Origin of the sequence: Deinococcus rhizophilus (genome assembly GCF_030271215.1) — a bacterium.
GTDB lineage: Bacteria > Deinococcota > Deinococci > Deinococcales > Deinococcaceae > Deinococcus > Deinococcus rhizophilus.
The window spans coordinates 7501-22687 of record NZ_JASNGB010000003.1 but is presented as its reverse complement, the minus strand read 5'-3'; the positions used below and the strand labels follow the sequence as shown (position 1 = coordinate 22687).

15 protein-coding genes are annotated in these 15187 nt (G+C 71.2%); 2 read left to right on the top strand and 13 right to left on the bottom strand.

What is annotated here, in order from left to right:
- Positions 1-24: 24 nt before the first annotated feature.
- The 4 genes from QOL99_RS00915 to QOL99_RS00900 form a co-directional block, all read right to left on the bottom strand.
- On the bottom strand, positions 25-396 hold the full coding sequence (locus QOL99_RS00915) for a type II toxin-antitoxin system PemK/MazF family toxin (protein WP_285520732.1): 372 nt from the start codon (positions 394-396) through the stop codon (positions 25-27).
- Complete coding sequence (locus QOL99_RS00910; RefSeq protein ID WP_285520731.1) at positions 393-779, bottom strand: helix-turn-helix domain-containing protein; 387 nt, start codon at positions 777-779, stop codon at positions 393-395. The genes QOL99_RS00915 and QOL99_RS00910 overlap by 4 nt, the downstream gene beginning before the upstream one ends.
- Positions 755-1021 (bottom strand): hypothetical protein, encoded by a 267-nt coding sequence (locus QOL99_RS00905; protein WP_285520730.1) that lies wholly within the window; start codon positions 1019-1021, stop codon positions 755-757. Before QOL99_RS00905 ends, QOL99_RS00910 begins: the two co-directional genes overlap by 25 nt.
- A 125-nt stretch (positions 1022-1146) precedes the next feature.
- Positions 1147-3921 (bottom strand): type I restriction endonuclease subunit R, encoded by a 2775-nt coding sequence (locus tag QOL99_RS00900; RefSeq protein WP_285520729.1) that lies wholly within the window; start codon positions 3919-3921, stop codon positions 1147-1149.
- A 96-nt stretch (positions 3922-4017) separates the two neighbouring features.
- On the opposite strand from QOL99_RS00900, the gene QOL99_RS00895 reads away from it, so the two are divergent.
- Together QOL99_RS00895 and QOL99_RS00890 are read left to right on the top strand one after the other, a co-directional pair.
- Positions 4018-5103, top strand: a complete 1086-nt coding sequence (locus QOL99_RS00895) for a TRM11 family methyltransferase (RefSeq protein ID WP_285520728.1) — start codon at positions 4018-4020, stop codon at positions 5101-5103.
- Positions 5100-5552 carry a hypothetical protein gene (locus QOL99_RS00890; RefSeq protein WP_285520727.1) on the top strand — a complete coding sequence of 151 codons (453 nt, stop codon included), beginning with the start codon at positions 5100-5102 and terminating at the stop codon, positions 5550-5552. The genes QOL99_RS00895 and QOL99_RS00890 overlap by 4 nt, the downstream gene beginning before the upstream one ends.
- 86 nt (positions 5553-5638) lie before the next feature.
- Here the strand turns inward: QOL99_RS00890 and QOL99_RS00885 are convergent, their stop codons facing one another.
- From QOL99_RS00885 to QOL99_RS00845, 9 genes are all read right to left on the bottom strand, one after another.
- Positions 5639-6112, bottom strand: a complete 474-nt coding sequence (locus QOL99_RS00885; protein WP_285520726.1) for a hypothetical protein — start codon at positions 6110-6112, stop codon at positions 5639-5641.
- Positions 6109-6588 (bottom strand): hypothetical protein, encoded by a 480-nt coding sequence (locus QOL99_RS00880; RefSeq protein WP_285520725.1) that lies wholly within the window; start codon positions 6586-6588, stop codon positions 6109-6111. Before QOL99_RS00880 ends, QOL99_RS00885 begins: the two co-directional genes overlap by 4 nt.
- Complete coding sequence (locus QOL99_RS00875) at positions 6585-7193, bottom strand: hypothetical protein (RefSeq protein ID WP_285520724.1); 609 nt, start codon at positions 7191-7193, stop codon at positions 6585-6587. Before QOL99_RS00875 ends, QOL99_RS00880 begins: the two co-directional genes overlap by 4 nt.
- A gap of 37 nt (positions 7194-7230) precedes the next feature.
- On the bottom strand, positions 7231-8433 hold the full coding sequence (locus QOL99_RS00870; protein WP_285520723.1) for a vWA domain-containing protein: 1203 nt from the start codon (positions 8431-8433) through the stop codon (positions 7231-7233).
- Positions 8434-9037: 604 nt separating this feature from the next.
- Complete coding sequence (gene lpdA, locus QOL99_RS00865; protein ID WP_285520765.1) at positions 9038-10441, bottom strand: dihydrolipoyl dehydrogenase; 1404 nt, start codon at positions 10439-10441, stop codon at positions 9038-9040.
- A gap of 116 nt (positions 10442-10557) precedes the next feature.
- Positions 10558-11700, bottom strand: coding sequence for a radical SAM family heme chaperone HemW (gene hemW, locus QOL99_RS00860; RefSeq protein WP_285520722.1), 1143 nt, complete (start codon positions 11698-11700; stop codon positions 10558-10560).
- Between the two features lie 40 nt (positions 11701-11740).
- Positions 11741-12229, bottom strand: coding sequence for a hypothetical protein (locus QOL99_RS00855; protein WP_285520721.1), 489 nt, complete (start codon positions 12227-12229; stop codon positions 11741-11743).
- A gap of 294 nt (positions 12230-12523) precedes the next feature.
- Positions 12524-12799 carry a hypothetical protein gene (locus tag QOL99_RS00850; RefSeq protein WP_285520720.1) on the bottom strand — a complete coding sequence of 92 codons (276 nt, stop codon included), beginning with the start codon at positions 12797-12799 and terminating at the stop codon, positions 12524-12526.
- A gap of 321 nt (positions 12800-13120) precedes the next feature.
- Positions 13121-15010, bottom strand: a complete 1890-nt coding sequence (locus QOL99_RS00845; RefSeq protein ID WP_285520719.1) for an apiosidase-like domain-containing protein — start codon at positions 15008-15010, stop codon at positions 13121-13123.
- Positions 15011-15187 lie beyond the last annotated feature (177 nt).

Sequence of the window (15187 nt, the reverse complement as noted above, 5' to 3'; positions counted from 1 at the left end):
GCATTGTGGCAGACCTCCTTCGGGTCACACCCGGAAGATGAGCCGCACGGCGGCGTGAATCGGGGCGTAGTCTTCGCCGCTCAGGGTGCCCAGGTAGCGGGACACCCGCGCGGCGTCGAGGGCGCGGGTCTGGTCTATCAGGGCGACGCTGGGGACCCGCAGCCCGCCCGCTCCGGCGCTCAGGACGGGGTAAAGGTCGGGCGCGGCGGCCACCCAGGGCTGCCCCCGGAAGGTCGTGACCGGGGCCAGCATCAGGACCGGGAAACGGGGCCGCCCGGCGTTCGTGGGCAGCCCCACGAGGATGGCGGGGCGGGGGCCTTGCTGCTCGTGCCCGCTGGGGTCGTGTTCGGGAAAGTCGGCCACGAACACCGCGCCGGGCGTAAGGGTGCGCGTCACTCGCCACCGATGACGAGTTCGCCGTCAGGTCCGAACCGTACCGGCTCACCCAGCGCGTAAGGGTCGGCCCCGTCCCAGTCGTAGGCCCCGAACTCGCCCAGGCGCGAGGCGTCCCCGTCGAGCCAGGCCCGCGCTTCGGGGTCAGGTCCCGGCACCGTGACGGCGGTCAGCAGGTCGCCGGGGCTGACCGGCTCTCCGGTGAGTTCCTCCAGCGTGGTGATGACCGCTCCCAGGGTGCCCAGGTCCACGCGGCTGGCCTCACCCCGCGCCAGCGCGTACACGGTGCGCTCGCTGACCCGTCCCCGCGCGGCCTGGGCCAGCCGGTAGGCGCTCAGCCCGTGCGTGTTCAGGTACTGCCTCAGCGTGAACTGGACGGTTCGCATACTGGCAACATCCTACCAGCTTCCGCCGATGGCGAAAGGCCCGCGCACAGGCGGGCGAGCATCTTGCGGGCCTTCTTCATCCCGCGCCGGTCGCGGGGGTTGACCGCCCGCAGGTGCGCCGCCACCCGGCCCCAGTGCCCCTGGGGGTCACGCGCCGGGGTCTTCGCGCCCATCTCGGGCATCTCCCAGGCGTACCGGGCCTCGCGGTTCTTGCCGCCGTTCTTCTTCAGTTTTTCGAGCATGGGTCACCCTCCCAGGGGTCCGGCTTTTCGCCGTCCAGGTCGCCTTTCTTCTCTCGTTGTGGGCCAACCGCTCGCCCGCCTGCCCCTATAGGATGACAGGCGGGGAAATCTTTCGTTGAGCGAAATCAGGCGGCGAGGGCCTCGTTCAACTCCTCCAGCAGCTCGCGCAGCCCGCTCTCCCCAAAGACGGCGCGGGCGCGGGTCAGGCCGCCCAGCTCGCCGAAGGGCGTCTCGTTGAGGGTGCCCTCCTGCGCGGTGAGGTCGGTGGCGACGCGCTCGCAGATGAGGTCCAGCCAGCGCCGCTGCTCCGGGGTGAAGGTGCGCCCGGCGGCCTCCTGCGCGGTCAGCCAGGCGTCGAAGCGGGCCTGCACGGTCTGCCCGAAGGGTTCCAGAATCTCCGCCTGTCCGGTGGCGTAGCGCACCAGGGCCACCAGGTCGGCGAGTTGCCGCCGCGCCGCCTGCCCGCGCACCCGCTCGCCGTCCAGCGTGGCGAAGTCCTGATAGAGGCGCCCAGGCTGGAGGTTCTGGTCGTGGCCTTCCAGCGCCCGGCCCAGCTCCTTGACCTGGCGGTAGGTGACCCGCCGCCGCGCGTGGGGCTGCGCGTAGAGGATGCTCAGGGCGTCGATGTCGTCCTTGTGGGCCTCGATGAAGGCCCGGAAGGTCCGCACCCGTCCCTCGGCCACCTGCCGGGCGAGGTCGGCGGGGTCGCGGCGCTCTACATGCTCGCCGGGCAGCACCTCGTCGAGGCTCACGGCGTCGATGACCACCTCATTGCGCCCCGCCGTCCGGGTGATGAGGTCGCGCAGGTCCGGGTCGGCAAAGGGGGCGGTGGCCTCGTCGCGCAGGTCCTCGCCCGCCCGCTGCACGTCCTGCGGGGTGACGGGACGGTGGGCGGCGCGGGCGACTTCCCCGGCCCGGCGCTGCGCCGCCTCGGGCTGGGTGGCCGTCAGCAGGCCAGCGATAAGCTCCCGCATGGGGCGTCCCGCCCGCGTCTCGATGTCGCCCCGCTGGGCCGGGGACAGGGTGCGGTCGAGCCGCGCGAGGCGTCCGGCGAGGCTACTCAGGGCGCCCTCGCTGGTGTCGCCCAGCCCGACCCCGTGCAGCAGTTTCTCCAGCGCCACGCTGCGCTGCCGTTCCAGGGGCCGGGCCTCGCTGCGGTCCCCCTCGGTGACGCCCACCGCGTCCACCAGCAGGAAGAAGCTCTTGTGCCGCGCGTCGCTGCTGACCTTTTGCAGCTCGTCGGCGCTGACCACGCGGGTGCCCCGGCCCTTCATCTGGTCGAAATAGGAGCGCGACTTCACGTCCCGCAGGAACAGCAGGACCTCCAGCGCCCGGATGTCGGTGCCGGTGGCAATCATGTCCACCGTGACCACCACGCGCGGGTTGAAGTCGTTGCGGAACTGCGAAATCAGCGTGTCGGTGCTCACGCCGGTCACGCCGTAGGTGATTTTCTTGCAGAAGTCGTTGCCCTTGCCGAACTCCTCGCGCACGATGCGCACGATGTCGTCGGCGTGGGCGTCGTTCTTGGCGAAGATGAGGGTCTTGGGCGTGTGGGTGCGGTCCGGGAACACCAGCGGCAGCACCCGGTCGCGGTATTCGCGGACGACCGTGCGAATCTGGTCCACGGCCACCACGCTGCGGTCGAGCTGGCTGGCGGCGTAGTCGAAATCGTCGCCCAGCTGGCGCAGCTCCAGCCGCCCGGTGCGTTTGTCGCGGTAGTCCAGAAACTCCCCGGCGGCCACCCGCGCTCCCTCCTGCCCGATGCGGGTGCGGATGCGGTACACGTCGAAATCCACGTTCACGCCGTCGGCCACCGCCCGCTCGTGCCCGTATTCCATCACCAGGTTCTTGCCGAAGAAGCCGATGGTGCGGGCGTCCGGCGTGGCGGTCAGGCCGGTGAGGAAAGCGTCGAAGTAGTCCAGCACCTGCCGCCAGGTCCCGTAGATGGAGCGGTGGCACTCGTCGGCAACCATGAAGTCGAAGGTCTCGACTGGCACCCGGGGCTGATAGGACACCAGGCGCTCGGCCCCCTCGCCCCCCAGCTCGAACCCGCTGCGCTCCTCGTTCCCCTCATCGAAGGCGGCCTCGCCCCGCAGGATGGAGTACAGGCGCTGGATGGTCGTGATGACCACCTGCGCGTCGGGGTCGATGCGGTTGGACTGGAGATGCTGGACGTTGTACAGCTCGGTGAAGCGGCGTCCGTCGTCCGGCGCGGCGAAGTTGCGAAATTCGCCCAGCGCCTGCCGCCCCAGGTTGCCCCGGTCCACCAGAAACAGCACCCGGCGGGCGCGGGCGTGCTTGAGCAGGCGGTAGGTGCTCGCCACCGCCGTGTAACTCTTGCCGCTGCCCATCGTCATCTGAATCAGGGCACGGGGGCGGCCCTGGGCCAGCGAGTGCTCCAGATGGGTGATGGCCTCGAACTGCGCGTCCCGCAGCCCGGTCCGGGCGAGGGGCGGAAGGCGGCGCAGGCGGGCACGCAGGGTCTCCGCCTCGGCGGCCCAGGCCCCCAGCGTCCCCGGCCGGTGAAAGTGGAAGACGCGGCGCGAGCGGCTGTCGGGGTCGCGGCGGTCGCGGAACTGCACCTCGTGCCCGTTGGCCTCGTACCCGAAGGGCAGCGGGTCGGCCAGCTTGCGGAGCTGGGGCGGGAGGCCGGTGGCGTACTTGTCGGTCTGTTCGCTGACGCCCAGCAGCGGCGTGCCCTCCGGCTTGGCCTCCACGATGCCGACGGCCCGGCGCTTCCAGAACAGCATGTAGTCGCACGGCCCCTCGGCGGTCGGCACCTCGCGCAGCACCACCCCGTCGGCGGCGGTCAGGTTGGCCGCCCGGTAGTCCTGAATGACCCACCCGGCGGCCCGGAGCTGCTCGTCAATGAGGAGGCGGGCCTGCTCTTCGGGCTTCACGCCTCCCAGTCTGCCCCATCCGGCATCTGGAGGGACGGGCAACTAAGCCATCCTATTTAGTTGAACGAAACAACCAGGATGTGAGAGAATAAGGCCATGCCGAGAGAGGGAAGCACCTGGAGGACCTACTCGCTGCTGGTGAGTAGGGTGGCGGAGTGGGCCGGACACAAGCAGAAGCTCCGCGTTCAGGTGGAGCCGGACCCGCGCGAGGACGAGGTGCTGGGCCAGTTCGGGCAGGCCGTCCAGGGAGGCGACGGGGAGGCCGTGCGGCTGCTGGAGGAACTGGACATCAGCCCCGGTCACTTTCGCCACCACCTGCGCTACATCGCCCGCTGGGGCCAGCAGCGGCGCAGGCTGCTCTCGGAGGGCGGGAACTTCCAGGTGCTGGAAAAGCTGAACGGGGAGGACAGGGCGGGCCAGCTCGCCGGGCTGGTGCTGCGGGGCACCCGCATTCAACAGGAACGCGCCCTGGCCGACCACCTGCGGCAGTTCGCCCCGGTGGTGCAGGGGCATGGCTGGCTCGGCCCCATCCCGAACCCGGGAAAGCCGGTGCGCGAGTACAGCCCGCGCGAGGTGGTCTGGGTGTACGCCTCGACCGAGTTGCAGCAGCCGGGCGACCTGCACCCCTCGGTCGCCCGCAGCCTGATTCGGCGGTATATGCCGAAGGCAGGGATTGTTGCCGACCCGATGGCGGGCAGCGGCACGGTCGCGCGGATGGCGCGGCTGATGGGGCACCGCGTCTGGGCCAGTGACCTCAACCCCCGTGAGCCGTACATCGCCCCCCTGGACCTTTACGAGAACGACCTGAGCGATGTCCTGAGCGAGGGGCACGCGGCGCTGGCCGATTTCGTCATCGTCCACCCCCCGACCGCCGCCGAGCTGGGCCTGGAGCCGTTCCAGTATCTGGAGTGGCTGAGGACCGTGCTGGGCCACTGCTGGAACGCGCTGAGCATCGGGGGGCACGTCGCGCTCATCGTAAGCATCGAGCAGGCCATCCCGCTGGTGTCGCGGGCCGAACGCGCCCTGACCGACTCGGCTAACCTCGCCTTCGAGGACGAGGGCCTCGTCGAGGAGGTGGGGTCCCTCACCGCCCAGCACCTCGCCGTCTCCAGGGACGGGCGTCAGGGGTGGCACATCCTAGTGCTGCGGCGGCCCACCCTGGAAACCGACGCGCAGGCATGATTCGCCTCACCGTCAGCGGCGTCCATGACCTCCCCGACCTGACGGACGTGGCCGCCGTGGTGAGCCTGCGTGACCCGCAGGACCGCCGCCCGGCGGAGCTGGAGGCGCTGGACGCGCCCGTCCTGGAACTGGTCTTCCACGACACCGACGGTGACCCGCTCGACCACGCCCCCCAGGAGTGGCACCTCGCGCGGCTTGAGCGCTTCCTCGACGGGGTGAGGCCGCCGTCGCTGCATGTCCACTGCTTCGCGGGAATAAGCCGCAGCCCGGCGCTGGCGAGCTTCGCGCTGGCGTATCTACATCCGGAGCGGTCAGACCCCGAGGTCGTCCGCCGAGTGCTGGAGGCCCGGCCCCAGGCCCTCCCCAATGCCCACCTGCTGCGGCTGGCCGACGGGCGGTTGGGGCGCTCCCTGGCGCGGGCGTGGCGGAGACAGGCGCAGCGTTACTGAGTGACCTGGGGTCGAAGAGGCCGTCATACAACTGGAAGCAGGCAGGGCGGTGAAGACCGGTCCTGCCTGCTCTCTGTGCGCTGACCTTACGCGCTCAGCCCCTCCGGTTCCTCAGGAATCCGCACCTGCATCAGCCGCCCGCGCCACCTCAGCTCCGACTCCAGCGCGAGCCAGATGTACTGTGCCAGGTCCCCCAGGATGGTGAGGGGAAAATCGGCGGTGACGTAGATGAGCACGCGGTCGTCCTCCGACCGGGTGGCCCGTGCCCGGAAGCCCTGCCCGTAGTTCTCGGCCAGCACCCAGGTCAGGATGTGGGGGTGGGCGGGCACCCGCAGGCAGAACACGTCGAGGTTGATGCCGCCTTCCCGCACCCAGATGCGCAGGCTGGTGGCTTCGTCCCGCAGGGCCAGCACGGCGACGAGGTCATCGCCGTACACCTGCCACTGCCAGCCGCTCAGCAGAAACCGGAGCTGCTCCAGCGCGGCGGCGACGGCGGGCGCGTGGGGATGGCCGGGGGGAGCGGGAAAGCGGTCTTCAGGGGTCATAACGGGAGGGGTCACAGCGGGTCTCCTTGGCCGTTCAGGGCGTCGAGCAGGCCCTGGGCGAGAATCCTGGCCCGCCAGCCGCTCAGGACCCGGGCGGGCAGGGTGGGAATGTCCTCCAGCGGCAGTAGGTGTTCGAGGACGACGACGCACTGGGGGGGCGCAGTCGGGGTCACGCTGTCCACCCGGAAGGCCCAGTCGCGGCCCGCGTTGCGTTCCAGCAGGGCACAGAGCGCCTCAGGCGTCTGCATCAGGTCCCCCACCGGCAGGTCGAGCAATAACAGGTCGTCGGTGTGCTGCCGGATGCTGATGAGGTGAAAGCCGCTGCCGAGGCCCAGGGTGAGGCCGGAACGGGGACCGGGCGGGTCGAAGGTCAGCGAGCGCAGGGCCGGGCGCAGCGGTTCCAGCGCCGCCGCCACCGCCTGCATGACGGGGTGGTCGGGCGCGTCCTCGATGACGTGGTCGCCCAGCGGCCAGATGGAAGTTTGGGTCATAGGATGCTCCTCGGGTCAGGGTCCATCGCCAGCGGCTCCCCGGGCTGCGCCGGGGCGGCGAGGTGGTCTTCAAGCAGGGCGTACAGCCGTTCGATTTCGGGCAGGAGCCAGCGCTCCTGGCTCTCACGGGTCAGGCCGTCGATGCGCTGCTGCTCGGGGGTCCGGGGTGGGTCAGGGGGAGGAGGCGGGTCGGCAATCCCCAGCAACCGGGTGTAGGCGCGGGACCAGAAGGTGTTGGTCTCGGCGCTGCCCTCGAAGGTCTCGTACTCGGTGAAGTGAAAGCCCCGGCCCCGTCCGGTGGCAAGCCAGACGGTCAGGTAGGTGACCGCCATATCCGCATCCACCGGGAGGGTCGCGTGCCACGGCGGACCGAAGTGCCCTCCGGCCTCGAACATCAGGCTCCTCGGCTCCAGCAGAGACGTGCCGCGCAGGTAGAACAGCGGCGTGCCCACCACGAAGCCGCCGCTGGCGAGGGGACGGTGAAAACGCTGCCTGGACAGGCGCGCGCTTTCGGCCTCCAGCAGCAGGAGCGCCACCACCAGCGCGGCGAGATTCACGGGGCCGAAGCTGGGTGGGCGTCCCGGCAGGTCCAGCCAGAGGGTCATGCTGGAGGGCGGATACAGCCTCATTCCCTGCCACCGTTCATTCCCGGCCCGTGGACTTGCGGTAGGCGAAGCTGCGGGCGGCCTTGCTCGCGGCGCCCCGCTCCCCGCGCGTGAGCCAGGCTTGCAGGGTGCCGAGCTGCGCGAGGTCCCCCGCCACGTCCACCCCCTGCGTCGCCAGGGCTTCCAGGCGTCCGCGTGCCTCGCCCAGGCGCACCAGGGCCTGCGCGACGTTGCCCCGGTCGGTGAGCTCAGCCATCTGCCGCTGAACGCGGGCGACTTGCAGGGCTCCGCGCAGGCGCACCACCTCGGGATGCTCGGCCTGCGGCTCTCCAGCCCCGAAGACGAGGTCAGGGCGCTCTACCTGCCGCTCGCCCGCCGCGTCCGTCCAGGCCAGGCGCAGGGTGAGCCGGTCCCCCGCCTTCGCCCTCACGCGCAGCAGCACCTCCAGCGGCTTCTGTGCCCGCAGGGGCGGCAGGGCGAGGCGGCCATTCGGGAGGCGCGGGAGGTCGTTGAGCACGTCCAGCACCTCCACTCCCCGGACGCCCAGACTGACCCGCCGTCCCACCGTCGCCCCCAGGCTCTCCAGCTCGGAGAGGAAGAGGCCCTCCAGCGCCGTGGGGGTCTCGGCGTAGTGGTAGTTCCCGTCCCCGGCCCCGGCGAGTTCCTCGAGCAGCCGCTCGTCGTAGTGGGTGCCCACACCGACCGTGCTGGTCGAAATGCCCTCGCTCAGGGCGCGGCCCACCCCGGCCCCCAGGAGGCGCGGGTCGCGCGGGCCGACGTTGGCGCGGCCATCGGTGAGGAGCAAGGTGCGCTTCAGCCGGTTTGGCGCCAGGGGGGGCTGGGAGGCGTCGGGGTGCCGCAGGACATCGGCGGCCAGGCCCCACCCCTGGGCGAGCGCCGTGCTGCCCCCGGCCTCCAGACCCGCCAGCCTCCCCCCGAAGCCGTCGGCCCGGATGGCAGGCTGGAGCGGGGCCACCAGCTGGGCGCTGGAAGCGAAGGTGACCAGGGCGAGGCGGTCGGCGGGGCGCAGGTGGCGGTGGACCTCCAGGGCGGCGGCCTTCGCCAGGTCGAGCGGCTGACCCCGCATGCTGCCGCTGGTGTCCAGCACCAGGGCAAGGTCGAGGGGAGGCGGCGGCGTGTCCTGCGGGGGAGTCGGGGGCGTGATGCGGACCAGAAGGTCCACGGTGTGGGGCGAGGCGGACAGGGGACGCGCCGGAATCCAGTCAATCTGCGGTTTCATGCCCTCTATGGTCCGCCCCGCCTCCTGGGTTCGTTGAGCGAAATGGAGGTATGGGACCGCGACGGCTGACCAAGGGCGTGGTGCAGTGGTACAAACTGGTCTTGTGGGCTGGGAGGCTTCTGCCTGCTCCTGACCGCACCGCACAGCCTCAGCGGGCCTGCGGGGGAAGACAACCACTCGCGCCGGGGGCACCGGGAGCGGCGCTCCTGTCACCCCCTCCAGGAGCTGAGCCTGGGAGGCGCACGCCGGATGCACCGGAGGGCCACCCGACTTGACAGAACCGTCCCAGACGTGGAAATCCCGTGTCCCAGGCGGGCCAAGGGTGGGGCCATTCACCGGGAAAAGGGCCGCTTCTGGCGACGGCGTTGGAGACGACGGTTCTCCATTCCCCCGGCGAGGCGATTAGTGTATAAAGTGCGTCCCAGTCAAGTTTCTTCGCCCATTCAGAATTACCCCTTCGTCGTCTGGAACGGGACAAAAAAAGCAGCAGCCACCCCTTAGGAGGGGGCCGCTCTATCCAACTGAGCTACGAGTGCGCGGTTCGCAGCGGCCGGAGTATAGCAGGGGGGACAGGGAGCTTTCTGGCCCGCCGTCCCCCCGCCCATCAGCGGTTCATGATGTGAATCGCCTGCTTGTGAACGGCCTCGGCCGCCTCCAGCATCGCCTCTCCCAGCGTGGGGTGGGCGTGGATGGTCAGCGCGACATCGGTGGCGGTGGCGGCCATCTCCAGCGCGAGGCTGGCCTCGCCCAGCATGTCGGAGGCGTGCGGCCCCACGATATGGACCCCCAGCAGCAGGTCGGTGTCTTTCTCCACCACCATCTTCACGAAGCCGTCGGTCTGCTGCAGGGTCATCGCGCGGCCCGAGGCGGAGAGGGGAAAGACGCCGGTCTTGACCTCGTAGCCCTTCTCCCTGGCCTCCAGTTCGGTCAGGCCCACCCAGGCGAGTTCGGGCGAGGTGTAGACGACGCCGGGGATGGCGACGGCGTCCTGCGCGGCGGGCTTCCCGGCGATCACCTCGGCGGCGACGAGGCCCTCTTTCATCGCCTTGTGGGCCAGCATGGGATTGCTCGCCACGTCGCCGACGGAATAGATGTGGGGCACGTTGGTCCGCTGCTGCTGGTCGGCGGGGATAAAGCCCCGGTCGGTCACGTGCACGCCCGCCGCCCCCGCGTTCAGGCCGTCGGTGCGCGGGCGGCGGCCCACGGCCACCAGCACGCGGTCGAAGACCTCCACCCGCTTCTCGCCGGTCTTCACGTTCTCGATCTCGACGTGGATGCCGTCGTCTTTCTGGACGGCGGAGTTGGCCTTCGTCTCGGTCTCGAACTCGATGCCCTGCTTCTTCATGGACTTGCCGAACTCGCGCACGGCGTCGGCGTCGGCGCCGGGGATGATGGTGGGCAGGAACTCGATGATGCGGACCTCGCTGCCGAGGTTGTTGTAGATGTGCGCGAACTCGAAGCTGATCACGCCGCCGCCCACGCACAGCATCCGCGCGGGGATGGGGTCGGGCACGACGAGCGCCCCGGTCGAGTCCACGATGCGCCGCTGGTCCACCTCGATGCCGGGGAGGCGGGCGGGCTCGGAACCGGTGGCGATGATGATGTTGGCCGCCGTGTAGGTCTGGTCCCCCACCTGGACGGTGTGCTCGTCCACGAAGGAAGCCTGGCCCTTCAGGGAGGTGACCTTGTTCGCCTTGAAGAGGCTGCCCACACCGCCGGTGAGCTTCCTCACGATGCCGTCCTTCCAGCCGTTGAGCTTGGCGACGTTGAGCGTCTGCTCGCCGAAGCTCAGGCCGAACTCGGCAGCGTGGCGGGCCGCCGCCATCTGCTCGCCCGCGTGCAGCAGGGCCTTGGTGGGGATGCAGCCCACATTGAGGCACACGCCGCCCACCGAGTCGCGCTCGGCGCAGGCCACCTTGAGCCCGAGTTGCGCCGCGCGGATCGCGGCGTGGTAGCCGCCCGGCCCGGCCCCGATCACGAGCACGTCAAAGTCCATCTGTTGGGCCATCTGCCTGGTCATGGGGGGCAGTCTACCGCCCGCCCAGGGGCCGCCCGTGTCCCGCAGCCGGAAGTCGGAGTGCGGGCGGCCATCAGCGCGGGTGGTGAGTCCGGGCAGGCGGGACGCTACCCCTCCAGAAAGTCCGTCACCACCCGGTTGAGCACCCACCAGCCCTGGGGGGTGGCCCGCAACCGGTCGCCCTCCAGCACCAGCAGGCCGCGTGCCACGTTGGTGGCGATGGACCCCGCGTACCGCGCCCGCACGTCCACCCCGCTGCAGCGCGACAGGTCGGCCAGATCGAGCCCCGCCCGCAGCCGCAAGCCCATGAACAGGGCGTCGGTGACGTAGTCCCCGGGCAGGATGGCCTCGACCTCGCCCCCCTCCCCGGCCAGCCAGTCGTAGAGGTGGGGATTGGTGCGGCGGGTGGTCAGGGCCTTGCCCCCCGGAGGGGCCGGGTAGTGTCCCGCCGCCCCCGGCCCCAGCCCCAGGTAGGTGCGGCCCTCCCAGTAGGCGAGGTTGTGGCGCGATTCCTGACCGGGGCGGGCGTAGTTGCTGATCTCGTAGCGGGAAAAGCCCAGATCGGTCAGGCGGGCCTCCGTCTCCTCGAAGCCCCGGCGCTCGTCGTCCTCCTCCACGGTCACGCCCCGGCGGGCGAACTCGGTGCCCGGCTCGATGGTGAGGGTGTAGGCGCTGACGTGGCCCACCCCCAGATCCACCAGGCCGCGAATGTCCGCTTCCAGCGGCTGCCCCGGCACCGCCGTGATCAGGTCGCCGCTGACGCGAAAGCCCGCCCTCACCAGGGTTCCCACGGCTTCCCGCGCCTGCCGGGCATCGTGCTGGCGGCCCAGAAATTTCAGCGTGGCGTCATCGAGGCTCTGCACGCCCACCGAGGCACGGTCGAAACCGAGGTCACGCCACAGCAGAGCGCGGGCCGGGCTGACCGTGCCGGGGTTGATCTCCAGCGTGTTCTCGGCGCGGCCCCAGCCCAGGTGACGGCGAATGCTGCCCACCAGCGCCGTGATCTCGGCGTCGCGCAGGAAACTGGGGGTGCCGCCGCCGATATAGACGGTCCCGAGGTCCGCCGCGTATTCGTGCGCCAGCCGCGCCGCTTCCTCCTCCACCCGCTCCAGATACCGCTCAACCAGCCCCGCCCGCCGCGTCAGGACATGAAAGTCGCAGTAGGGGCAGATGGTCGGGCAGAAGGGGACGTGGACATAGAGGTGGCGGACGGCAGGGTCGAGATTGGAGTCGGGGACGGGCGCGGACACGGGGAGAGTGTAGGTGGGCAGAGGCAGCAGGATTGAGGGCCTACCGCCCGTGCGGGGTGGCGTCCATCCAGGCTTCGAGGGCCGGGCGAACCCCGTCCGGGACAGTCACGAGCACAGGCACCCCCAGCGAGGCGGCGGCGCTCGCGGCGGCACACTCGCCCACCTCGCCGCCGAGGTTCAGGGCCGCCGTCCACGCCGGGAAAGTGCCGCCCTCACGGTAGACGAGGCCGCCCGCGTCCTCCACCTCCCGCCCCGGCACCGTGACCTCCGGCCCGGCGGTCAGCGCCCGCTCCCCGACGACCACCACGCCGCGTACTGGCCCCTCGCGCAGGGCGGCGAGCAGGGGCGTGAGGCCCTCGTGGACGAGGAGGCGGACCTCGCCCTTGCCGCCCAGGGCCTCCAGTTCGGCGGGCAGGTCCCCCGCCCGTTCCGGGGGCGCGGCGACGAGCCAGCGGTGCCCCCCCGCCCGGCCCTCGAAAACGGCGCAGGCCGAGCCATACAGGTCTGTCCAGGTGCGGGTGTGGTTCATCGGGGCCAGCATACTCAGACGGACTCCGATGGAATCGTTGACGCAGTGATTCAGGTCCGGNGCCAGCGGTGCCCCCCCGCCCGGCCCTCGAAAACGGCGCAGGCCGAGCCATACAGGTCTGTCCAGGTGCGGGTGTGGTTCATCGGGGCCAGCATACTCAGACGGACTCCGATGGAATCGTTGACGCAGTGATTCAGGTCCGGGCGGAGGCGAGAAGGAGAAAGGGCGGGTTCCGGGAGATGGATGGACTTCCGGTGGTGTCCCGGAAGTCAAGGAAGTGGACGGCAGTCCGGATCACCCGTCCCTGCGTCCGCCCTCCCCCTCCAGCCGCCCCAGCAGGTCACGCGCCCGGCGCCCGCACCAGCCGGGGCCGAAGTCCCCGCCCGCCACATCGCGCAGGTAGTCCAGCAGCAGGCGGCGGTCGAGGTGCAGGGCCGTGACCTCCGCCTCCAGCCCGGCGAGGCGGGTGCGGGCGGCCTCCAGCTCAGAGCCTCCCGCGCGGCCACCTGCCCGCGCAGTTCCCCGATCTGCTCCCGGAACTCCCCCCGCAGCGCCGCCGCCTGGGTCCACGCCGCCCGGGCCGCCTTCCTTCGGGGTGGGCGCCCGCATTCCCGAGATCGCCCTGCGCCGCCAGGACGCCCGGCTGCTGCGGGTCCCGCGCGAGTACGGGGCCGGGCTGACGTTGGGGACCGTGTCGTGGTAGGGGGGCGGGGCGAGGGGGGCGGGCCGAGGGCTCCGGCGCTGGCCCGGCGCCTAGAGCATTGGACAGAATGACGGCCCCCGGGGAACGGCGCCCCAGGTGCCTCCATTCCGCCCAATGTTCCTGTCCCATTCGCTCGCTCTGCTCGGCCAACGAATGCGGAAACCCACCGCCTTCTTATGGCAAATGCTCTAGGGAGGACTGATGGGCAGGGGAAAGTCGCGGGCCGCGTCGTCGAGCACCAGCACCCAGTCGTGGCCCCGCCCCTGCGAGGGGGGGTCGAAGGTGTGGTCGCCGGAGCGGGTCACCGTGCGGATAGGCTGGGTCTGCCCGGTGCGCGGGTTGTACCACGAGGCCACGGTGCGGTCGCCGGGCAGGCGCTCGCCCCGGACGCGGACCGGCTGGCCCGCCGCCGTGTAGGCCAGCGCGTAGCCTGACCCCCGGACAGCCTGGATTCGCTGCGGGCCGTCGTAGGTCTGGGTGACCAGCCCGTCCCCGGAGGCCCGGCCCAGGAACGGCCGGGCCTCCAGCAGCGTGCGCAGGTGACGCATCTGCCGGGCGCCGGGCGCGTCCAGGGCGCCCTGCCAGGACTCGCGCGGCCCGTTGATCCCGGCGCGGCCCTCCTCCCACATCTGCCAGACCGAGTGGTGCCCGTAGGTGTGCCCAAAGGCCCCGGCGAAGACGCTCCAGTACGCCACGTTGCGAACGTCGGTGGCGTCCGAATAGCCCTGACCAGCCGCGTCGAAGCAGACCGGATGGTTCTCGTAGATGGGTTCGGCGTTCAGCACCGGCTTGGCCGGGCTCAGGGCACGCGTCTGCCCGATCATTTCCCAGGGGCGCCGTTCCCGGCAGTGGCCGCTCTGCCAGGAATTGAAGTCCAGCCAGTTCTCATCGTGAAACCACTCGGCCGAGGTGCGGGCCGCGTCGGGATGGTAGCCCATCAAGGCGGCCTCGGGGCTGCCCATGCCGTCTTCCAGCCCCGCCGCCATGGCCCGCCAGATGGCCCGCCTGGACTCGGTGTCGGCCGGGCGGTCGCCGCCCAGCAGCCAGATGACCCGCCGGTCCCGGTAGCGCTTGCCCAGAAATTCGCCGTAGGCGCGGGCCGAGGCGGGCGTGAACAGCGGCACGTCGTTGACCCAGCGGCCCCAGGTTGGCAGCAGGGTCACGGTCAAGTCCCGCGCCGCCGCCTGCTCGAAGACGTAATCCAGATGGTCCCAGTAGTCGTACTCGGCGGCGTCGTTCGGGCGGGCGCCGGGCGTGGTCGCGGGCCGGGCCGGGTCCCGGTCCCGGAGCGGCAGGTCACCCTGGGCATTGGGGACCGAGACGCCGTCCAGCTCGGCCAGCGCGACGAGCTGCACGGCCGTGAAACCCTGCGCCCGGCGGGTGTCCAGATAACGGACCACCTGCGCGCGGCTCAGGCGGTGGGCAAGTTCCCAGGCCGTGTCTGCGACGTACACGAAGGGCGAGCCGTCGGCCTGCACCAGCGAGCGGCCATCCGGCGAGACGGCCAGCCGGGGCGGCAGCGCCGGAACGCGCACCGCCGCAAGCTTCCAGCGCTGGGCACAGCCGTCCCGGACCTGACCCACCTGCACAGGGGTGCCCGCTGCCTTGGACGCGCCGCGCACTTCCAGGCGCAGGTCCGGCGCGTGGGCGGGCACCAGGTACACCTGGCCGCCACCCGCCGGGCGAATCAGCCAGTCCTGGTTGGCCCCGCCCGTGGCCCGGTACTGAATCACCGGGGCGCCCTGCCGCCCGCCGTGGCTCACATCCAGCAGCTTGCCGCTGTGCAGGGCGCTCAGGCGCGAGCGGCCCGAACCCATTCCGCTGAGGCGCCACTGCTGGTGCGCCGCGTTGGCGTAAGGCCCCACGACGGCGGGAGCACTGTCGCGCAGACCCGCGCCCCCGATATCCAGCGCGAGGCCACCGCAGGCGTTGGTCAGCCGGTACACCCCGTTGCCGGGGGAGGCCGATTCCGCCGCCCCCCTGGGAGCCAGGCCACTCAGGGCGAGCAGACCCAGCAGCAGGCCCCCCACCGATCCGAGTGCCCGGCGCGGAATGGCCCGGCGAGACCCCACACTCACCGGAATACCCGTGGACGGGGAGGAACTTGGCGGCGCACATCCGTCGCCGCACCGGGAGAGAAACTGCTGTGCATAGGCACCTCGTGGAGACCATCATACCCGGCACCGTCCGGCCAGACTGCGGCGGCCGAGCGGCACCCTACCTTGTCGCGCACCCTGGAGGACCCGAACCTGCGA